The sequence below is a fragment of the Labrys sp. 22185 genome, assembly GCF_052045555.1.
In the GTDB taxonomy this organism is placed as follows: Bacteria; Pseudomonadota; Alphaproteobacteria; order Rhizobiales; family Labraceae; genus Labrys; species Labrys neptuniae.
Genome location: NZ_JBQEPH010000001.1, coordinates 737968 through 757847 on the forward strand (window position 1 = coordinate 737968; position 19880 = coordinate 757847).

Genomic DNA, 19880 nt, shown 5'->3' on the forward strand with positions numbered 1-19880 from the left:
TGAAGAGACCATGAGCACCGATATTCTGCGCATTGCCGTTGCCCAGCTCAAACCAACGCTCGGCGACATCGCCGGCAATCTCGCCAAGGCGCGCGCGGCGCGGGCCAGCGCGCGGGAGCAGGGCGCCGATCTCGTGCTGTTCACCGAACTTTTCCTCTGCGGCTATCTGCCCGAGGATCTGGTACTCAAGCCCGCTTTCCAGGATGCCTGCCGCGCCGCGCTGGAGGACTTCGCCCGTGATACGGCCGATGGCGGACCGGCGGCGCTGGTCGGCCTGCCCTGGCGCGAGAAGGACAAGCTGCACAACGCGGTAGCGCTGGTGGACAAGGGAATCGTCGCTGCCGTCCGCTTCAAGAACGATCTGCCCAATTACGGCGTGTTCGACGAAAAGCGCGTGTTCCAGCCGGGGCCCTTGCCGGGGCCGATCGCCTTTCGCGGCGTGCGCCTGGGCGTGCCGATCTGCGAGGATATCTGGGGCCATGACGTGGTCGAGTGCCTGGCCGAAACGGGCGCCGAAATCCTGCTTGTGCCCAATGGTTCGCCCTATCATCGCGACAAGTCCGACATCCGGCTCAATGTCGCGGTGGCACGCGTCACCGAATCCGGCCTGCCCATGCTCTACGCCAATGAGGTTGGCGGCCAGGACGAGGTGATCTTTGACGGCGCCTCCTTCGCCCTCAATGCCGATCATCGCCTGGCGGTGCAACTGCCGGCCTTCCGGGAGGCGATCGTCACCACGACCTGGCGGCGCGGGGCGCAGGGCTGGGCCTGCGAACCGGGCGTGGTCGAGCCGGTGGAGGAGGGCGAGGAGGCCGATTACCAGGCCTGCGTCCTGGGCCTGCGCGACTATGTCGACAAGAATGGCTTTCCCGGCGTGGTGCTCGGCCTGTCCGGCGGTGTCGATTCGGCCCTGGTGGCGGCCATGGCGGTGGATGCGCTCGGACCGGAGCGGGTGCATTGCGTGATGCTGCCCTATCGCTACACCTCCAAGGAATCCCTGAAGGATGCCTTCGAATGCGCTACGGCGCTGGGCGTGCGCTATGACGTCGTACCGATCGAGGCCCCGGTGAGCGGGCTGGAGAGCGTGCTCGAGCCGCTGTTCGCCGGCCAACCCCGCGGCATCGCCGAGGAGAACATGCAAAGCCGCACCCGCGGCACCATCCTGATGTCGATCTCAAACAAGTTCGGCGCCATGGTGGTGACAACCGGCAACAAGTCGGAGATGTCGGTGGGTTATTGCACGCTCTATGGCGACATGAATGGCGGCTTCAACCCGATCAAGGACCTTTACAAGACCGAGGTCTATCGCCTGTGCGAGCTGCGCAACCGCTGGAAGCCGGTGGATGCAAGGGGACCAGATGGGGCGGTGGTCCCGCCCAATATCCTGACCAAGGCACCCTCCGCCGAATTGCGCGAGAACCAGAAGGACCAGGATTCGCTGCCGCCCTATGACGTGCTCGACGATATCCTGCGCTGCCTGGTCGAAAGCGAGATGCGGGTCGCCGAGATCGTGGCGCGCGGCCATGACGAGGAGACCGTGCGCAAGGTCGAGCGTCTGCTCTACCTTGCCGAATACAAGCGCCGCCAGGCTGCCCCCGGCGTGAAGGTGACCGAGAAGAATTTCGGCCGGGATCGCCGCTATCCGATCACCAACCGGTTCCGGGACGGCAACAAGCCCGCCTTCGTGCCGGATGCCGCGCTCTATCGCGTCTCCACCACTGCGAGCGCGGACGCCGTCGATTTCTGAGCCGCTGGGTTGTCTGCCAGCGCCTCTGCCTGGGCGGTGTCGATGAGCCAGCGCCGGACCGCGTCCGTGGGTTCGGGATGGCGCTGCCGGCGCGGCAGCACCACGTAGAAATCATGGCCGCCGGACATTACGGCCGCCACAGGCTGGACGAGCCGGCCGGTGGCGAGATCGCCGGCGACCAGGAAACGGCTGGCGAGCGCGATGCCCTGGCCGGCGGCCGCCGCCTCGATTGCCAGTCCCGTCTGGTTGAAGCGCATCCGTCGCGGCTCGACGAGCGGCTTCAGCCCCAGCGCCCGCTCGAGAAACTCCGGCCACAGATTATGGGTGTCGTGCAGAAGCGTGTAGCTCAAGATCTCGGCCGGTTCGATGCCGTTCGAGCCGGCCGGCAGCAAGGCGGGGGCGCAGACGGCGATGACGTGCTGCGCAAACAGGCGCTCCACCACAAGGCCCGGCCCGAAGGGCAGGCGACCCTGCCGTACCGCGATGTCGACACCGTCGCTCTGGAAATTCGACAGGCTTTCATTAGCGAGAATGCGCAGGTCGACGAGCGGATGCTCGGCCACGAAGTGAGGCAGTCTCGGGATCAGCCATTTGGTGGCGAAGCTCGGCGTGACGCTGATCGTCAGCCGGGCAGGCTCGGGCCGCAGGCCCAATGTCGCGTCGGCGATGAGTTCGAAGGCTCGGCGGACAGGAGGCAGGTAGCCGTGCCCGGCATGAGTGAGCGTAAGCCCGCGCGGCAGCCGCTCGAACAGCTTGACGCCAAGATCGGCCTCCAGCCCTCTGATATGCTGGGCGACGGCGCCCTGGGTCACGTTGAGCTCCTCGGCGGCGAGGCGGAAGTTCAGATGGCGTGCGGCGGCTTCGAAGGCACGCAGGGCCTTGAGCGGAGGAAGGCGGGGCAGGGCGTCCGGCATGAGTAGTTTTTCTACAGGATGAGAGCAGCTATTCTGGCTCGAATGGGAGCTGGATTGCCAGTATATCAGGTGCATGGTCCCTTTGTCGCGGCCTCCCGCCGCTCCGGGGCATGGAAGGATGATTCCGATGGCAGCAGAAAAAGTAGCGATCGTCACGGCCGGGGGCAGTGGCATGGGAGCGGCGGCCGCCAGGCGCTTGGCCAAGGACGGCTATAGGGTTGCTATTCTCTCCTCCTCCGGCAAGGGCGAGGCCCTCGCCCGGGAATTGGGGGGCCTCGGCGTCACCGGTTCCAACCAGTCCAATGAGGACCTGCAGCGCCTCACCGACCTGACGCTCGAACGCTGGGGGCGTGTCGATGTGCTGGTCAACAGCGCAGGCCATGGTCCGCGCGCGCCGCTTCTGGAGATCACCGACGAGCAATGGCACACGGGGCTCGACGTCTATCTGATGAATGTGATCCGTGCGACCCGCGTGGTGGCACCGGCGATGATCCGTCAGAAGAGCGGCGCCATCATCAATATCTCGACGGCCTGGGCCTTCGAGCCGACGGCGATGTTCCCGACCTCGGCGGTCTTCCGCGCCGGGCTTGCCGCCTACACCAAGCTCTTCGCCGATCAGCATGCCGCCGACAATGTGCGCATGAACAATGTGCTGCCGGGCTGGATTGACAGCCTGCCGGCCACCGAGGAGCGCCGCGACAGCGTGCCGATGGGGCGCTACGGCACCAGCGAGGAGATCGCCGCCACCATCGCCTTCCTCGCCTCGGAGGGCGCCGGCTATATCACGGGCCAGAACATCCGGGTCGACGGCGGGCTGATGCGCTCGCTCTGACAGAACATGGTCGGAGTGCCGATTCCCGGGTAGGCGGACGTCTTGTCCGCGCACCCGGAAGGACGTCGTGCTCTCAGAGAGCCCAGCCGACCTTTAGGCCTTCCAGCACGGCTTCCTCGGCCGTGCGGGGCGTCAGGCAGTCGCCGATGCTGTGAATCTCCGCCACCAGGCCCTCCAGCTCGGCTTCCAGGGCATTGACGGCCTCATGGCCGAGCGAGGTCACCAGCGTGTCGATGCCGTCGATGATGATCGGCTCGCGCCCGGTGACATGGGCGAGATAGACGGTCTGGCCGTCGACGCCGTAAAGATCGGCATAGGGGATGACCTCGATGCCGAGATCGTGCAGCACGCCGGCCCAATGGTCGCGGACATAGGCCTGGATACGCTGGCCCGGCATGTAGCCATTGACGGCGAGGCGGACCTGGCAGCCCGCCCGCGCCAGCTTCTCGGCGACGCCCATGCCGATCCAATCACAGCGCCAGTCCGCCACCAGGACGGAACTGCCGACATTGGCCTCGTCGCGCAGCACCTGCCAGGCGTCGACGACATGGGCGGTCTCGGCACCGGGCAGTTCTGGATGGCGCGGCGTGGCACCGGTGGCGATGATGACCACGTCGGGACGCTCGCGCTCGACCAAGGCGCGGTCGACTTTGGTATTCTTCACCACGGTGACGCCGGCAAGCTCGGCCTCGCGGGTGAGATTGGTGACGATGCCGCCGAATTCCATGCGTCGCGGCAGCAATTGCGCCAGTAGGGCCTGTCCGCCGAGCCGGCCCGAGGCTTCGTAGAGCGTGACGTCATGGCCGCGCGAAGCGGCGATGCTGGCGGCTTTCATGCCGGCCGGGCCGCCGCCGGCGACCAGCACCTTCTTCACCGAACCGGCGGGCAGCACCTTGCCGTAGCGCAGCTCGCGCCCGGTCTCGGGGTGCTGGATGCAGGAGATGGGCACGCCTAGCTGGAAATGGCCGATGCAGGCCTGGTTGCATGCGATGCAGGCGCGGATGTCGTCGAAGCGGCCCTGCTCGGCCTTGGCGGGCATGTCGGGGTCGCAGATCAGCGCACGCGTCATGCCGACCATGTCGGCCTCGCCCTTGGCGATCAGTTGCTCGGCATCCTGGGGCTGGTTGACGCGCCCGGCATAGAAGACGGGGGTCTTCACCTTGCGCTTCACCGCTGCCGCCGATGGCGCGCCATAGGCGCTGGAGAAGGCCATGGCGGGGGCGATGTGCACGGCACCGCCAAAGCTGGCGGAGGATCCGACCGTCAGGTTGAAATAATCGAAGCTTCCGTCGAGGGCAGTCAGCACTTCCGCCACTTCCTCGGCGGTGAGACCGTTGAGGTCGCTGTCCTCCGAGGAAAAGCGCAGGCCGACGACGAAGTCCGGCCCCGTCCTGGCACGGATGGCGGCCAGGCTCTCGCGGATGAAGCGCAGGCGATTGTCCAGCGAGCCGCCATAGGCATCCTCGCGTACATTCACGCGCGGATTGACGAATTGCGAGGGCAGGTAGCCGTGGCTGCCGACGATCTCCACCCCGTCGATCCCGGCCTGTTCGAGCCGACGGGCAGCCTCGCCATAACCCTCGACGATCTCGCCGATCATCGTTGTGCTCATGGCGCGCGGCATGACGTGGAAGCGCTGGTTGGGCACGGCGGAGGGCGCGTAGGCAACGGGGGCGGTGCCTTCGGCCGTCTCCATGATCTCGCGGCCGGGGTGGAAGAGCTGGCCGAACACCGCTGCTCCCTCGGCATGGCAGACCTCGGCGAGGCGCCGATAGCCGGGGATGCAGTCGTCGCTGGTCGCCATCAGCAGATGCGAGGTGTAGCGCGCCGTCTCGTGGACGCCGGCAACCTGCAGCACGATCAATCCGACGCCGCCCTTGGCGCGCGCCTGCTGATAGGCGATCAACGCGTCATTGGGCACGAAGGCCGTGGGCAGGGTGGTGTCGTGCCCGGTGGACATGATGCGGTTCTTGATGCGCAGATTGCGGATCGTGAACGGCGAATAGAGGTGGGGGAGGGCGGCGGACTGGCTCACGGGGCCTCGCAGAAACTGGACCCGTACTGGGTGCACGGGACCGATCGTGCAATCAACATGGCCGATTGTCGCGACGAGCATGGCTCGGCGCTGGTGAGGCATATCCCGGGTGCCCGCGCACCCGGGGATAGCTGCGGGGCGTCTCAGAGATTGAAGTCGAAGCGATAGCTGGCCGATACGCCGATCGTGAACTGGTTCGGGGAGCCGCGCTCCTTGACCAGGCTCGATTTGGAAGCGGGGCCGGTGAGACGGCTATATTCGGCAAAGGCGCTGGTTGTGATCTTGTCCGTGGTCTTCCAGGTGAGCGCGCCGCCGACGCCAACCGATTTCAGGCCACCGCCGGGCGAATAGGGGCTAAGGCCCGAAGCGAGCGATTCCTGCAGGTTCACGCCGTAATAGGCGTCGAAATAGCTGCGTGTGGCCAGGGAGACCCGGGGCCCGCCGGAAATACGCCAATCCGGTGCGATATCATAGAAGGCGTCTGCGGCGATATCGGCGACCAGGCCGTGATGCGAACGGATGCCATGCCGCAATTCGGCTCGCAGACGCAGCCACTCGGTCGGATAGATATCGGCGAAGATGCCGAGTTCGCCGCCCCAGCGTACCGGCTTGAGGCCCTTGAGATCATCGTCGGTGGAGCCGTCGCGCTCGAACAGGATCTTGCCGACCGGGCCGATGCGCAGGAAACCATTGTCGAGGAGGCCCAGGCCCGGATTGTCGTTGCGCGAGGTGAAGGCCGGGCCCTTGCCCTGGCGCGACAGCGAGACGATGGGCGAGGGCAGGAAGCTGAAATCCTTGGCGCCTTCATATTTGGGGCCCATGGCGGCTGTGGCGCCGAGCTCCAGCGACCAGCCGCCGGCGATGTAGTTGTCCCAGAATCCCGTCGGCGTATAGGAAGAGGACTGGGCCAGCGCCGGCGTCGCCAGAACGGCAAGAACTCCTGCCGCAACGGCAGTCTTCAGGGAGGTACGCAACATCACTTTATTCCCATTTCCGGTCGCGGCAGGAACGGCCGCGAACCTGGCCGCACAATGCCTTCGAGGTGACAACAAACAATGAAGGATGGCATGAATAATCAACGAATTCCCTAACGTCATGTTTTGGATGCCGAGGGCATCGTCAGTTTCGTGATGCCTATTTTAGCGGCATTCACTGGTTGGCGATGGTCAGCCGGGAAAGGAGTCTATGAGCCGGCTGCGATTGATTATCGTCTCCCTTATAAACACGATGGCGATTTTGTGGCCAGCAAAAATGGCAGGAGCCTGTTCATAATCTCTCCTTCAAAAGGGAGGGCTCGCGGTATAGGACAGGCCATATTTCCAATTTCGAAAGCCCGTCATGCCGCCTGTCGTCCGCTTTGCGCCGTCCCCCACCGGCTATATCCATATCGGCAATATCCGCACCGCTTTGCTGAACTGGTGCGTGGCCAAGCGGGCGGGCGGGCGCTTCATCCTGCGCTATGACGACACCGACGCCGCCCGTTCCCGCCAGGAATATGCCGACGCCATCGCGGTGGACCTTGCCTGGCTCGGCATGGTGCCGGACGTGCAGGCGCGCCAGTCGGAACGCATGGCGCTCTATGATGCCGCCGCCGCCCGCCTGCGCGAGGCTGGCCGGCTCTATCCCTGCTACGAGACCGAGGAGGAACTGGAGCGCCGGCGCACGCTGCAGAAGGCACGCGGCCTGCCACCGGTCTATGACCGGGCGGCCCTGCGCTTGACTGCCGAGCAGAAGGCGGCCTTGGAGGCCGAGGGGCGGCGTCCGCATTGGCGCTTCCTGCTCAACCACCGCATCGTCGAATGGCAGGACGGCGTGCGCGGGCCCGCACATGTCGACACCGCCTCTCTGTCCGATCCGGTGCTGATCCGTGCCGATGGTGGCTATCTCTACACGCTGCCATCCGTGGTCGACGACATCGATCTTGGCGTCAGCCATATCATTCGCGGCGAGGATCACGTCACCAACACCGCCGTGCAGATCGAGATCTTCGAAGCCTTGGGCGGCGCGGTGCCGGCTTTCGCCCACCATAATCTGCTCACCACGGTGAGCGGCGAGGGGTTGTCCAAGCGTAGCGGCGCGCTGTCGATCGGCTCGCTGCGTGAGGCCGGCTTCGAGCCGATGGCGGTATCGAGCCTGGCGGTGCTGACCGGCACGGCCGAGGCTGTGCGTCCGATCGCGTCGCTGCAGGAGCTCGCCGCACTGGTTGATCTTTCGCGCATCTCGCGTGCACCGGCGCGCTTCGATCCGGCCGAGATCGAGACGCTCAATGCCAAGTTGCTGCACGAGACAGCCTTTGCGGATGTTTCCCAGCGGCTCACGGCTCTCGGCATCGAGGGCGGTGAGGATTTCTGGCTTGCCGTACGCTCCAATCTCGTCAGGCTGGCCGATGCGAAATTATGGTGGGAGGTGGTGACGGGACCGGTCGCCGCGGGCGAACGGGATCGGGAGTTTCTCGGCCGCGCCGCCGAACTGCTGCCCAGCGAGCCCTGGGACGAGAACACCTGGGGCGCCTGGACGCAGGCCGTGAAGGAAGCCACCGGCGCCAAGGGCAAGGCCCTGTTCATGCCGCTGCGCCAGGCGCTGACCGGGCTGGACCATGGCCCCGAACTCAAGGCGCTGCTGCCCCTGATCGGCCACGAACAGGCGCTGGCGCGGTTGGCAGGCTGAGGCCGGAGTGTCGACCTCTCGGTCGACATTGGATTGGGGATCTATGAGGAGTGTCGACCGGCAGGTCGAGACTCCACCCTGGCGCCCGGCTCGACGCCTTCCCATATGGGGCCCGATGAGGAGACCCCGCATGCTGCGTAGAATATGCTTCGGCCTTGCCGTGATCGGACTTGCCCTGCTGGCTCCCGCCGCTGCCCAGGCCCAGGAGCCCGACCTAATCTTCCGCAAGTCGACGGTATGGAAATTCCTGACCCCGGATGACAAGCTTGCGGTCTACGGCATCGACGATCCCGATGTCGAAGGGGTCGCCTGCCACTTCACCGTGCCGGAGAAGGGCGGTCTCAAGGGCATGTTCGGGGTGGCCGAGGAGGTGTCGGACGTCTCCCTGGCCTGCCGCCAGGTCGGGCCTATCAAGTTCAAGGAAAAATTCGAGCAGGGGGCCCTGGTCTACCGCCAGTCTCGCTCGCTGTTCTTCAAGAAGATGCAGGTTGTGCGCGGCTGCGACGCCAAGCGCAATGTGCTGGTCTATCTGGTCTACACCGACAAGCTGATCGAGGGCTCTCCGAAGAACTCGACCTCGTCGGTACCGGTGATGCCCTGGGCCGGCGAGCCGCCGCAGAAATGCGGCGATTTCGTCACCGACTGAGGGCGGCACCCGGCAGAGCTGCCGCCCACATTCCCACTTCCCGTGAAGTTTTTACTTCTCGCAGGTAATCACGACGGCATGCGGCTGCGCGGCAGCGGCGACCTGCGTGGGCGCGTTGATGGCGCCGGTGATGTCGGTTTCGGTCTGGCGGCGGAAGGCGACGGCCTTGGCGTAGCCGTTGGCGACGCACCATTCGCTGGCGATCGGCTGGCCGCAAGGCGAGCCGCTTTCCAGGCAGGTGTCGACGCCGTAGCCGTCATCGCTGCTGACGACGAAGGAAGCCACGTTCTGGGCGGAGGCGGGGCTGGCGAAGGCCAAGCAAGCCGCGATGAAGGAGAGGGTACGCAGGTTCATCGAAATCACACATGTGAACGGGGTCTGCCCCGTTCGGATAGCGGAGCCTGCCTATCATCGCTGTGCGTTTTTAAACATACGTAAATCTGCGTGTTTAATTTTTGGCGAAACTCTGTTGCCTGGGTGCATCACGCTGGCACTGGAGAAAGCGGATGCCGTCCTTGTCTCGTGTGGCTTGACAACGTCGCCCGCATGGCACATTGCTCCCGGCCATGTCAAAGACGGCCATCCTTTCGCGGATTATTTGCAGCTAGCAGCAACGCTGGCTGGCGCCGTCATTCGCCCAAAATCTTGAGCGCAGGACGCCCCCGGCCAGCCGAGGTGGGGAACTCATGGTTTTACGGCTCTACGATACCCGTACGCGCGCCAAGGTCGATTTCACGCCGATCGATCCCGATCGGGTGCGTATGTATGTCTGCGGCCCGACCGTCTACGACTTTGCCCATATCGGCAATGCCCGGCCGATCATCGTCTTCGACCTGCTGTTCCGCCTGCTGCGCCATGTCTACGGCGTCGCGCATGTCTCTTACGCGCGCAACATCACCGACGTCGACGACAAGATCAACGAGCGCGCGGCCGAGCGCGGCATCACCATCCGCGAACTGACCAATGGCACCCTGGCCCAGTTCCACCAGGACATCAGGGAACTCGGCGTGCTGATGCCCGACCAGGTCAACCAGCCGGGCGAGCCGCCGCAGATGATCGAGCCGCGTGCGACCGATCATATCGAGGAGATGAAGGCCATCATCGAGCGCTTGGTGGCGCGCGGTGTCGCCTATGTTGCCGAGGAGCATGTGCTGTTCTCCGTGCATGCCATGGAGAAGCTCGCGACAGTGCCGCGCTATGGCGCGCTCGCCCGCCGCTCGCTCGACGAGATGCTGGCCGGCGCCCGGGTCGATGTCGCGCCCTATAAGCGCGATGCCATGGATTTTGTGCTGTGGAAGCCCTCGCATGGCAACCAGCCCGGCTGGCCGAGCCCCTTGGGCATCGCCACGCCCGGCCGTCCGGGCTGGCATATCGAGTGCTCGGCCATGTCGATGGCGACGCTGCTCACCCCTTATGGCGGTGGCATCGCCTGCGACGATCCGGCCCGCAACGTCTTCGACATACACGGCGGCGGCATCGATCTCGTCTTCCCGCACCACGAGAACGAGATCGCCCAGAGCTGCTGCGCCTTCGACACGCCGGTGATGGCCAATGTCTGGATGCATAACGGCTTCCTGCAGGTCGAGAGCGAGAAGATGTCCAAGAGCCTCGGCAACTTCATCACCATTCGCGAACTGCTCGGCAGCGACAGATTCGGTGGGCGGGCCTGGCATGGCGACGTGCTGCGGCTCGCCATGTTGCGTACGCACTACCGCCAGCCGATCGACTGGACACTGCAGGCCTTGAATGAAGCCCAGCAGACCCTGCTGCGTTGGTACGAAGAGGTGCCTGCGGGCGGAAGCGTCGATGCCGGCGTGATCGAGGCCCTGTCGGACGATCTCAACACGCCGGCCATGCTGGCCCGCCTGCATCAGATCGCCGACCCGGCCGACCGGGCGGCGACGCTCGCCTTTCTGGGCTTCGGCAACGATGCGGCCGCCCTGAAGAGAGACACTCAGGTCAGCGATGGTCTGAGGCAGGAGGTCGAGGCGCTTCTGGCGGCCCGCAAGGTGGCGCGCGCCGAGAAGAACTGGCCGGAGTCCGATCGCATCCGCGACGAGCTCGCCCGGCTGAACATTGCCGTCAAGGACAACAAGGACGGCACCACCAGCTGGGAGGTCAAGCTCTGATGGCACAATCCATGCCCAAGCCGGGGCTGCGTCCCTTCCTGCCCGCCGATGCGCCGATCCTGGCCGAGATCTTCCGGGCCAGCATCCACGAGTTGACGGCTGACGACTACTCGGAAAGCCAGCAGGAAGCCTGGGCCGAGGCCGCCGATGACGAGGAAGCCTGGGCCAAGCGTCTTGCCGGCTGTCTCACCCTGGTGGCTACGGTCTCCGGCTCCCCAGTCGGCTTCATCGCCCTGAAGGGCAAGGACCTGGTCGATCTGCTCTACGTTCATCCCGCGGTCGCCGGGCAGGGGGTGGCCTCGACGCTCTATGGCGCCATCGAGCAACTTGCCAAGGCGCGCGGTGCTACCCAGTTGACGGTGGATGCCAGCGACACCGCCCGAGACTTTTTCCTCAAGCAGGGATTCGTGCCCCAGCAGCGCAACACCGTGTCGCTCGGCGACGAATGGCTCGGCAACACCACCATGAAGAAGGCGCTCGTGGCCCCGCCCGATGCGAGCCGGCAATGACACGCGACCGCCTCTATCTCTTCGATACCACCCTGCGCGACGGCGCCCAGACCACGGGCGTCGACTTCTCCCTCGCCGACAAGCAGGCGATCGCCCGCCTGCTCGACGATCTCGGTGTCGACTATGTCGAGGGCGGTTATCCTGGCGCCAATCCGCTCGACACCCAGTTCTTCAGCCAGCCCAACGGCCTCAAGGCAAAGTTCACAGCCTTCGGCATGACCAAGCGGGCAGGGCGCTCGGCCGCCAACGATCCTGGCGTCGCCGGCCTCCTGGATGCTGAGGCGGATGCGATCTGCTTCGTGGCCAAGAGCTGGGACCACCAGGTGCGCATGGCGCTCGGCATCAGCCTGGAAGAGAATCTCGATTCGATCCGCGACAGCGTCGCCACCGCCAAGGCGCGCGGGCGCGAAGTGCTGCTCGACTGCGAGCATTTCTTCGACGGCTACAAGGCCAATCCCGACTACGCGCTTGCCTGCGCCCGCACGGCCCATGAAGCCGGCGCGCGCTGGGTGGTGCTGTGCGATACCAATGGCGGTACTCTGCCGCATGAGGTCGAACGCATCGTCGGCGAAGTGGTCAAGGTGATCCCCGGCAGCCATCTCGGCATCCACGCCCATAATGACACCGAGCAGGCCGTCGCCAATTCGCTGGCAGCGGTGCGGGCCGGAGTCCGGCAGATCCAGGGCACGCTGAACGGCCTCGGCGAGCGCTGCGGCAATGCCAATCTCACCTCGCTGATCCCGACGCTCCTGCTCAAGCCCGCTTATGCCGATCGCTTCGAGATCGGGGTGGACGCGGCCCGGCTCGAGAACCTCACGCGCATCTCGCGCAAGCTCGACGAACTGCTCAACCGCATGCCCGACCATCATGCGCCCTATGTCGGCTCCTCGGCCTTCGCCACCAAGGCCGGCATCCATGCTTCGGCCGTGATGAAGGATCCTTCCACCTATGAGCACGTGCCGCCCGAGAGCGTCGGCAACCGGCGCAAATTGCTGGTCTCGGACCAGGCCGGCAAGTCGAACATCCTGGCGGAACTGGAGCGCCTGGGGCTGGCGATCGACAAGGATGATCCCCGCCTCTCCAGGCTGCTCGGCGCATTGAAGGACAAGGAAGCGCAAGGCTACGCCTATGAGGGTGCGGATGCCTCCTTCTTCCTCCTGGCCAAGCGCATCCTCGGCAGCGTGCCGGAGTTCTTCTTCGTCGAGCGTTTCAGCGTCAATGTCGAACGGCGCTGGAACGAGCGCGGTGAACTCGGCGTGTTCTCGGAAGCTATCGTCAAGGTCAAGGTCGGGACCGAGGAACTGATCTCGGCGGCGGAAGGGCATGGCCCGGTCAATGCCCTGGACACGGCGCTGCGCAAGGACCTGGGCAAATACCAGTCGGTCATCGAGGACCTGAAGCTGATCGACTACAAGGTCCGTGTCTTCCAGGGCGGTACCGACGCGGTGACGCGGGTGCTGATCGAATTCCAGGACGCCGCCGGCGATCGCTGGGCCACCGTGGGTGTCTCCGACAACATCATCGACGCCTCCTTCCAGGCGCTGGTGGATTCGATGACCTACAAGCTGCTCAAGGCGGGCGCGGAGGTGTGAAGAGAGAGTGTCGACCTGGAGGTCGACACTCCATCGTTCAGCGCCGGATCGCTTCTGCATTGATATCGATGCGCACGACGTCGCCGATCAGGGGGATGAAGGCCTTCATGCCGAAATCCGTACGCCGGATGGTCGTGGTAGCCGTGAAGCCAGCGACCATGCGGTTGCCGCGCAACGGATCTGGTGCGACGCGGTTGAGGGTGGTTCGCAGCATCACCGGTTTCGAGATCCCGAGCAGCGTCAGTTCACCAATGAGATCGGCGCTGCGCGGGCCACGGCGTTTCACCTTCGTGGTCCGGAAGGTGATCGTCTGATGGTGGGCGACGTCGAAGAACTCGCTCGACCGCAGATCCTCGTCGCGCGCCGGCACGCCGGTATCGACGCTCGAGGCTTCGAGCGTCGCCTCGACCAGGCTTTGCTCGGGATGTGCCTCGTCCAGCGTCAGCACGCCCTTCAGCTGGCGGAAACCGCCCGTGACGGTAGAATAGCCGAGATGGTCGATATGGAAGATCGTCTGGGTATGGTCGGGGTCGAGATCGTAGAGGTCGCCCGCCAGGACAGGGGACAAAAGGCAGGTACTGAAAAACAGCGCCGCCGCGCTCGCCTGGAAAAACTGCCTCATCGCATTGTCCATGCCGCCCGATCGCAAAACACCGTGGCATGAACACCCGAGGCCGCGATCCTATTCGACCGCAGCCCCTATTCGACCGCGACCCCTGGAGGCGGCTTCAGAGCGTCTCGGGTGCGACGCTCATCGCCATTTCGGCGCGCGTGATCTTTTCGATCGCTGTCGTGACCATCGGCACGACCTCTTCGGGTGTGTTGGCCACCAGCACATCCACCGCGGTTTCGGGCCGAATGAAGCCCTCCTCGCGCATGTGTTCAAGAATGTCGAGGAACCGTGTCCAGAAGCCGTCGATATTGACCAGCACGATCGGCTTCTTGTGCTGGCCGAGCTGGGCCCAGGTGAGCTGCTCGACCAGTTCCTCCAGCGTGCCGACGCCGCCGGGCAGGGCGACGAAGGCGTCCGCCCGTTCGAACATCAGGCGCTTGCGCTCATGCATGTCCTTGGTGACGATGAGTTCCTCGACCTCGGTGAGCATGCGCTCGCGCCGCTGCAGGAAGGTCGGGATGATGCCGGTGACCTGGCCGCCATTCTCGATGACGGCGCGGGCGACCGTGCCCATCAGGCCGACATTGCCGCCGCCATAGACGAGGCGAATGCCGCCTTCAGCCATGTCCCGGCCCAGGCGCTCGGCGCCGGCGACATATTCGGGGCGAGTGCCATTGCTGGAGCCGCAATAGACGCAAATCGAACGAAGCTTTGTCATGCCCCCGGTTTCGCACTGCGGCATGGGTGGGTCAAGTTGCTTTGCCGGAAGCCCCTTACTTGATGCAGACTTTGGCGAGAAGGAGATCGAGATCGCGGAAACGTCCCGTCGAGACCGTAACGGTTTCAGCTTTGACGGGGCTGCTCTCTTTCGGGCCAACTGCGAGTTTCAGCGAACGCCTTTCGGCGAGCGTGCAGAAAGCGACGGGATCGAGGGTGATGGTCAGGGCAGGGCCGGAAGCATTCCTCGACGGATTCGAGAAGGCCAGTACGTCGCCGATTTGAAGGATCGCGATCAGATTGGCGGTCGGCACGGGACCGCCGCCGGTCGTCGGCATGACGCTGGCTTGGACGCCGGCGACATTCGGCGCTTGGCGCAACTCGACATGCGAGATGATCGCGTTGCCATCGTAGAGACCCGCCGGCACGTCGGCGGCAGTCGCGGTAAAGGCTGCGACACGGTCGGCATTCTTTTGAGTAAACAGTGCCGCCTGGTGCTTGAGAACCTGCCCTCTCGCATCCTGGCCGTCAGTGATGATTTTCGTTGCTAGAAGTTCGGGACGGCTCATGACGTGGATATTGCTGTTGCTCGCAAGCTGAACCAGCTCGTTGATACTGGGATCGATGCCCATTTCGTCGAAAAAGCGGGCAGCCTGATCATATTGCGCCTGTGTCGTCTTTACCTTGATCCGGTTGACCGACAGAATCTCCCTCCGGATGACGCGCCCGTTCAGAGTGGTCTGCCGCCAGCGTGTCAGGGTCCGCGAACTGGCGAATTGATGCACACCGACCGGGCTCATCCAGAAGACGTGGCGCGCGACGCCGCCTGCCAGCACGAACACACAGGCCGAATTGCAAAAGGCGCCCGCATTGTTGGCGAAGCCGCGGCGGCCTTTCGTGATCGAGCCCGTGCAGTTTTTCTCATCGGGCTTGCAGGCAGCCAGCATGGTCCGGCCGATGGTGACCTCCAGGCCTGCGCGGCGAATCAGACGTCCCATGGCGTAACCGGCGGCGACGTCTCCGCCGGGCGAGGTGAGGATGAAAGGCAGCTTCCTGCCGCCGGCGGCTTTCAGAACCTTGCGCAGCAGTGCCGGCGTAGCGGCGGTGATGTCGCCTTCTGCGGAAATCCATTCCGCACAATCGGGTTCACAATCCACTGCTGCGTTGCGCACGATGAAAATGCGCATGGGCGAGCCTTTCGGACCTGTACCAGCCTCTGTTTGGCCGGCTTGCGATGGTAGGATTCCAAAAAGAAGTGTCAGGCAAAGAGCAGATACAAACAGCGCCGCTCGTTTCATGGAACCTTCCGATCAAGCCCGTCCGACGAAGAATATCGTGCGTTCCTCGAATTTCATCACAATTCTGCGGCAATGGCGCTGCAGTCGGGCGATACCGGCACGCGCCGGATATGATACGGTTGCAGGTGAAATAAACCGGCGCGATACTTTGTTTGCCCGACACCTTGGCGGCGTGGCCTTTCGTCTTGCAGGCGAAGCGGATAAGTAAAATTGGATGAAACGATGCGCGTTCTTGCATCGGGAGTAGATGATGGCAGTGGGCTGGAAGAGTCTGGCTGGAATAGTCGGAGCCGCGAGCGTTGTCAGCGTCGGTACGCTTTACAGCGTGCTGGTGCGCGAGCCTGCCCGGTCGCCGTCGCCGGCCGTCGGCGATACAAATTCGGTGGTGGCTGCCAATCCTCCTGCCGATAAGGCACAGAGGCCGGCGTCGAGCGGCGATCAGGCGGCCGGCAAGCCGGGTGCGAGCGCTCCGGAGGCCACGAAGCCTGACGCCGCCAAGACCGAAGCCGCGAAAGTCCCGGCCGCGGGCACCCAGGCCGCCAAGCCCGAGGCTGGAAAGACGGAGGTGGCGCAGCCCGAGGCAGGCAAAACCGAAGCCGCCCAAGCCCAACCGCCGAAACCTCAATCTCCCAAGCCCGAGGCACCGAAGCCGGATGCGGCCAAGGGGCAGATTGCCCCGACCTTCGACATTGCCCGCATCGAGCCGGCCGGCAGCGCGGTGATCGCCGGCCGGGCCGCTTCCGGCGCCACGGTGGAATTGCTGCGCAACGGCAATCTTTATGCCCGCGTGGTCGCCGACATCAATGGAACTTGGGCGATCACGCCGCCGGCCTTGCCGAAGGGCCCCTGCGAGCTGACCCTGCGCACCACATCGCCGGACGGCAAGGTGACCTTGTCCGAGCAGACCCTCTCCGTGCGCGTTCCCGAAAAGCCGGGCGAAGAGGTGGTGGTCGTCCTCAACACGCCCGACCAGCCCTCCAAGGTTCTGACCGATGCGGCGCAGCCGGCAGGCAAGGCACCCGAGCAGCCGGCAACGCCGGCAGCGGCGAGCGCCTCTGCCGATGCGGACAAGGCATCTTCGCGGGCCAATGTCTCGATCCGGACCGTCGAAGCGGACGAGATGGGCCGCTTCTTCGTGACGGGCCGGGCCGAACCGGGGGCTGCCCTGCGTATCTATCTCAACGATACGCTGGTGACGGGCGTGACCGCGGCCAAGGATGGGACCTTCGGCATGACCATCGAGAAAGGCATGCAGCCGGGCAATTATCGGGTGCGTGTCGACGATGTCGCAGCTGCCAACGGGCAGGTGATGACGCGGGCCGAGGTACCCTTCACCATGGTCGACAAGGCTCCTACCGCCTCGGCTCCGGCCGTGGTGGCGGCGATCGCCACACCGTCGCGTTCGGGGGGCAGCCGCAGCGGAGAGCCGGCCGCGACACCGCCCCAGCCGGCGACCACGCCGTCGACCGCCGTGCCCGGTGCCGCCACGCCGTCCCCGGGTAAGTCGCTCCCTGGCGAAACGGCTCCTGGCAGCAGGACGCAGCCGGCGGCGGCTTCCGTACCCGCCCAGGGGGCCTCCCCGGCAACGGAGCCTGGCACGCAGGGGGCAGGGGGCACGGGAGCTGCCTCGTCCCCGGCGCAGGCGGAAGCCGCGCCGCCGGCCTCCGGCAATGTCGTGGTACCGAGATCCGCCACGACGCCATCCGCCTCCAACCCAGCGACGCCCGCCACGGAGCCGGTGCAGACGAGCGAGGCCAAGCCGGCCCAGCCTTCGCCGCCGCCCTCGGTGGCGGTCATCCCGGAGATCCGCACCACGACGATCGTGCAGGGTGACAATCTTTGGCGGATTTCACGCAAGGTCTATGGCCAGGGCATCCGCTATACCTGGATCTACGACGCCAATACCGATCAGATCCGCAATCCCAATCTGATTTATCCGGGTCAGATCTTCGTCATGCCGGACAAGAAAACTCCCTGAGCAGAGCGGGCCGCGGGGCCCGGCTCGGGAGCAGCAAAATGAGATTTCGTCGCAAGACGCTTGCGGTCACGGCGTTCCAGACCTAACTACGCAGCGTCATCGAGAGCAAAGCGCCTTCAGGCCTGAACGCTTTTTGCTCCGACTCTTTGTTTCGACGCGTCTTTGCGATTCGAGGCGATTCCGTCAAATCGCAAAACGCTTTGGAAAACCCCTGATGCCGGCGCTCTCCGCTCGCCGGCCGAAAGACCGTTGATGCCCTCCGCCGACCCTTCCGCCGCCCCCAAGCGCGTCAGCGCAGACCAGGGCGCCTTTCTCCAGACCATGAAGCATTTGTGGCCCTATATGTGGCCACAGGACCGTGCGGATCTGCGCATGCGGGTGGTGTGGGCCTTCGTGCTCCTGCTGCTGACCAAGCTCATCACCCTGGTTGTGCCCTACACGCTCAAATGGGCGACCGACGGTCTGGCAGCCGTCGGCGGCGGTCGTGAGCTCACGGGCCATACGCTCGCGGTGCTGCTGGCCGGTGTACCCCTCACCATGCTTGTGGCCTATGGCGTTGCGCGCATCCTGATGACGGCGATCTCGCAATGGAAGGATGGGCTGTTCGCCGCCGTGTTCATGTACGCGGTGCGGCGGCTGGCGATCGAGACCTTCGAGCACATTCACAACCTCAGCCTGCGCTATCATCTCGAGCGTAAGACCGGCGGGCTGTCGCGGGTGATCGATCGCGGGCGCACCGGCATCGAGAACATCGTCCGCTTCGCCACCATCAACATCCTGCCGACCATCGTGGAGCTGGCGCTCTACCTGGTCATGCTGGTGCTGCAATTCGACTGGCGCTATGCGCTGATCGTGCTCGTCACCACGGCGGTCTATGTCTGGTTCACCGTCAAGGCGACCGAATGGCGGATCAGCATCCGCCGCGAGATGAACGATTCCGACACCGATGCCAACCAGAAGGCGATCGATAGCCTGCTCAACTACGAGACGGTCAAATATTTCTCCAACGAGGACCGTGAACTGGCGCGCTACGACCGCGCCATGGCGTCCTACGAGAAGTCGGCGATCCGGACCTATATCACCCTGACCTGGCTCAATATCGGCCAGGGTATCATCTTCATGGGGGGCATGCTGGCCTCGCTGCTGCTGGCGGGCCTGGGCGTCTATCACGGCGTCAACACCGTCGGCGACATCGCCTTGCTCAACGTGATGTGGCTGCAGCTCGCCACGCCGCTGAACTTCCTCGGCTTTGCCTATCGCGAGATCAAGCAGGGCATCACCGACATCGAGACCATGTTCGAACTGCTCGACAAGGATGCCGAGGTGAAGGATCGGCCTGGGGCGCCGGCGCTCGATGTCCGTGAGGGGCGGGTGACCTTCGAGAACGTGGTGTTCAACTACGACCCCGATCGCCCCATCCTGCAGGGGCTGTCCTTCGACGTGCCGGCTGGCAGGACGGTGGCGATCGTCGGTCCCTCCGGCGCCGGCAAATCGACCATCTCGCGCCTGCTCTTCCGCTTCTACGACGTCAATGGCGGGCGCGTCATGATCGACGGGCAGGATGTGCGCGAGGTTACCCAGAAATCGCTGCGCGCGGCTATCGGCATGGTGCCGCAGGACACCGTGCTGTTCAACGACACCATCCGCTACAACATCCGTTATGGCCGTTGGGACGCCACCGACGCGGAAGTGGAAGAGGCTGCTCGCCTCGCCCAGATCGATACCTTCATCCGCCGCATGCCCAAGGGCTATGAGACCGAAGTCGGCGAGCGCGGCCTCAAGCTGTCGGGCGGCGAGAAGCAGCGTGTCGCTATCGCACGCACCATCCTGAAGGGGCCTCCGGTGCTGGTACTGGACGAGGCGACCTCGGCCCTCGACAGCTACACCGAGATGGAGATCCAGGCGGCGCTCGAGCGCATCTCGGAGAACCGCACCACCTTGGTGATCGCTCATCGTCTTTCGACGGTGGTGAATGCCGACGAGATCATCGTGCTCGACAAAGGCGTGATCGTCGAGCGGGGCAATCATGAGGAATTGCTGGCATTCGGCGGCATCTATGCCGGCATGTGGAACCGCCAGCGCGAAGCCGACGAGGCTCGCGAGAAGCTCCAGCGCACCCAGGACGATGCCTCGCCGGCGGCCGATTACCGCGACGCTCTGGCCGGATAAGCGGTACGGAAGTCCCGTTTTCGTGCTATGAGCA

16 protein-coding genes are annotated in these 19880 nt (G+C 64.8%); 9 read left to right on the top strand and 7 right to left on the bottom strand.

The window, feature by feature from the left end:
- Positions 1–10: 10 nt before the first annotated feature.
- Entirely contained in the window at positions 11–1747 is a 1737-nt protein-coding gene (locus ACTJKX_RS03485) for an NAD+ synthase (RefSeq protein WP_440724381.1), read from the top strand.
- On the opposite strand, the gene ACTJKX_RS03490 is transcribed toward ACTJKX_RS03485, so the two are convergent.
- On the bottom strand, positions 1702–2661 hold the full coding sequence (locus tag ACTJKX_RS03490; RefSeq protein WP_440724382.1) for a LysR substrate-binding domain-containing protein: 960 nt from the start codon (positions 2659–2661) through the stop codon (positions 1702–1704). The two genes, ACTJKX_RS03485 and ACTJKX_RS03490, sit on opposite strands and share 46 nt — an antisense overlap.
- Before the next feature lie 127 nt (positions 2662–2788).
- On the opposite strand from ACTJKX_RS03490, the gene ACTJKX_RS03495 reads away from it, so the two are divergent.
- Positions 2789–3493: an SDR family oxidoreductase gene (locus tag ACTJKX_RS03495; RefSeq protein ID WP_440724383.1), complete on the top strand. Its 705-nt coding sequence runs from the start codon at positions 2789–2791 to the stop codon at positions 3491–3493.
- A 73-nt stretch (positions 3494–3566) separates the two neighbouring features.
- On the opposite strand, the gene ACTJKX_RS03500 is transcribed toward ACTJKX_RS03495, so the two are convergent.
- A complete protein-coding gene (locus tag ACTJKX_RS03500) occupies positions 3567–5528 on the bottom strand; it encodes an oxidoreductase (RefSeq protein ID WP_440724384.1) in 1962 nt (653 codons plus the stop codon).
- Between the two features lie 143 nt (positions 5529–5671).
- A complete protein-coding gene (locus ACTJKX_RS03505) occupies positions 5672–6505 on the bottom strand; it encodes a MipA/OmpV family protein (RefSeq protein ID WP_311933200.1) in 834 nt (277 codons plus the stop codon).
- Positions 6506–6866: 361 nt separating this feature from the next.
- Between ACTJKX_RS03505 and gltX the strand changes: the two genes are divergently transcribed.
- Complete coding sequence (gene gltX, locus ACTJKX_RS03510) at positions 6867–8195, top strand: glutamate--tRNA ligase (protein ID WP_440724385.1); 1329 nt, start codon at positions 6867–6869, stop codon at positions 8193–8195.
- A 130-nt stretch (positions 8196–8325) separates the two neighbouring features.
- Complete coding sequence (locus ACTJKX_RS03515; protein ID WP_311933198.1) at positions 8326–8841, top strand: CreA family protein; 516 nt, start codon at positions 8326–8328, stop codon at positions 8839–8841.
- A 51-nt stretch (positions 8842–8892) separates the two neighbouring features.
- On the opposite strand, the gene ACTJKX_RS03520 is transcribed toward ACTJKX_RS03515, so the two are convergent.
- Positions 8893–9195, bottom strand: a complete 303-nt coding sequence (locus ACTJKX_RS03520; RefSeq protein WP_068287134.1) for a hypothetical protein — start codon at positions 9193–9195, stop codon at positions 8893–8895.
- Between the two features lie 332 nt (positions 9196–9527).
- On the opposite strand from ACTJKX_RS03520, the gene cysS reads away from it, so the two are divergent.
- Genes cysS through cimA form a run of 3 tightly spaced genes read left to right on the top strand, consistent with a single transcriptional unit; the run spans position 9528 to position 13071 of the window.
- A complete protein-coding gene (cysS, locus tag ACTJKX_RS03525; protein ID WP_440724386.1) occupies positions 9528–10970 on the top strand; it encodes a cysteine--tRNA ligase in 1443 nt (480 codons plus the stop codon).
- Positions 10970–11479, top strand: coding sequence for a GNAT family N-acetyltransferase (locus tag ACTJKX_RS03530; protein ID WP_311933196.1), 510 nt, complete (start codon positions 10970–10972; stop codon positions 11477–11479). Before cysS ends, ACTJKX_RS03530 begins: the two co-directional genes overlap by 1 nt.
- A complete protein-coding gene (gene cimA / locus ACTJKX_RS03535) occupies positions 11476–13071 on the top strand; it encodes a citramalate synthase (RefSeq protein ID WP_440724387.1) in 1596 nt (531 codons plus the stop codon). The genes ACTJKX_RS03530 and cimA overlap by 4 nt, the downstream gene beginning before the upstream one ends.
- 37 nt (positions 13072–13108) lie before the next feature.
- Here the strand turns inward: cimA and ACTJKX_RS03540 are convergent, their stop codons facing one another.
- The 3 genes from ACTJKX_RS03540 to ACTJKX_RS03550 all read right to left on the bottom strand — a co-directional run bounded on the left by ACTJKX_RS03540 (position 13109) and on the right by ACTJKX_RS03550 (position 15588).
- Complete coding sequence (locus ACTJKX_RS03540) at positions 13109–13693, bottom strand: YceI family protein (protein ID WP_440724388.1); 585 nt, start codon at positions 13691–13693, stop codon at positions 13109–13111.
- 106 nt (positions 13694–13799) lie between these two features.
- A complete protein-coding gene (locus ACTJKX_RS03545) occupies positions 13800–14402 on the bottom strand; it encodes a TIGR00730 family Rossman fold protein (RefSeq protein ID WP_440724389.1) in 603 nt (200 codons plus the stop codon).
- 55 nt (positions 14403–14457) lie between these two features.
- Positions 14458–15588: a hypothetical protein gene (locus ACTJKX_RS03550; RefSeq protein ID WP_440724390.1), complete on the bottom strand. Its 1131-nt coding sequence runs from the start codon at positions 15586–15588 to the stop codon at positions 14458–14460.
- 358 nt (positions 15589–15946) lie between these two features.
- On the opposite strand from ACTJKX_RS03550, the gene ACTJKX_RS03555 reads away from it, so the two are divergent.
- Positions 15947–17677 (top strand): LysM peptidoglycan-binding domain-containing protein, encoded by a 1731-nt coding sequence (locus ACTJKX_RS03555; RefSeq protein ID WP_440724391.1) that lies wholly within the window; start codon positions 15947–15949, stop codon positions 17675–17677.
- A 252-nt stretch (positions 17678–17929) separates the two neighbouring features.
- Positions 17930–19846 carry an ABCB family ABC transporter ATP-binding protein/permease gene (locus ACTJKX_RS03560; protein WP_440724392.1) on the top strand — a complete coding sequence of 639 codons (1917 nt, stop codon included), beginning with the start codon at positions 17930–17932 and terminating at the stop codon, positions 19844–19846.
- The last annotated feature ends 34 nt before the right edge of the window (positions 19847–19880 follow it).

Bases quoted from the DNA above. Each gene is read 5' to 3' on its own strand.
- ACTJKX_RS03485 (WP_440724381.1), top strand. From the start codon at position 11: ATGAGCACCGATATTCTGCGCATTGCCGTTGCCCAGCTCAAACCAACG.
- ACTJKX_RS03490 (WP_440724382.1), bottom strand. From the start codon at position 2,661: ATGCCGGACGCCCTGCCCCGCCTTCCTCCGCTCAAGGCCCTGCGTGCC.
- ACTJKX_RS03495 (WP_440724383.1), top strand. From the start codon at position 2,789: ATGGCAGCAGAAAAAGTAGCGATCGTCACGGCCGGGGGCAGTGGCATG.
- ACTJKX_RS03505 (WP_311933200.1), bottom strand. From the start codon at position 6,505: ATGTTGCGTACCTCCCTGAAGACTGCCGTTGCGGCAGGAGTTCTTGCC.
- gltX (WP_440724385.1), top strand. From the start codon at position 6,867: ATGCCGCCTGTCGTCCGCTTTGCGCCGTCCCCCACCGGCTATATCCAT.
- ACTJKX_RS03515 (WP_311933198.1), top strand. From the start codon at position 8,326: ATGCTGCGTAGAATATGCTTCGGCCTTGCCGTGATCGGACTTGCCCTG.
- ACTJKX_RS03520 (WP_068287134.1), bottom strand. From the start codon at position 9,195: ATGAACCTGCGTACCCTCTCCTTCATCGCGGCTTGCTTGGCCTTCGCC.
- cysS (WP_440724386.1), top strand. From the start codon at position 9,528: ATGGTTTTACGGCTCTACGATACCCGTACGCGCGCCAAGGTCGATTTC.
- ACTJKX_RS03530 (WP_311933196.1), top strand. From the start codon at position 10,970: ATGGCACAATCCATGCCCAAGCCGGGGCTGCGTCCCTTCCTGCCCGCC.
- cimA (WP_440724387.1), top strand. From the start codon at position 11,476: ATGACACGCGACCGCCTCTATCTCTTCGATACCACCCTGCGCGACGGC.
- ACTJKX_RS03540 (WP_440724388.1), bottom strand. From the start codon at position 13,693: ATGAGGCAGTTTTTCCAGGCGAGCGCGGCGGCGCTGTTTTTCAGTACC.
- ACTJKX_RS03545 (WP_440724389.1), bottom strand. From the start codon at position 14,402: ATGACAAAGCTTCGTTCGATTTGCGTCTATTGCGGCTCCAGCAATGGC.
- ACTJKX_RS03550 (WP_440724390.1), bottom strand. From the start codon at position 15,588: ATGCGCATTTTCATCGTGCGCAACGCAGCAGTGGATTGTGAACCCGAT.
- ACTJKX_RS03555 (WP_440724391.1), top strand. From the start codon at position 15,947: ATGATGGCAGTGGGCTGGAAGAGTCTGGCTGGAATAGTCGGAGCCGCG.
- ACTJKX_RS03560 (WP_440724392.1), top strand. From the start codon at position 17,930: ATGCCCTCCGCCGACCCTTCCGCCGCCCCCAAGCGCGTCAGCGCAGAC.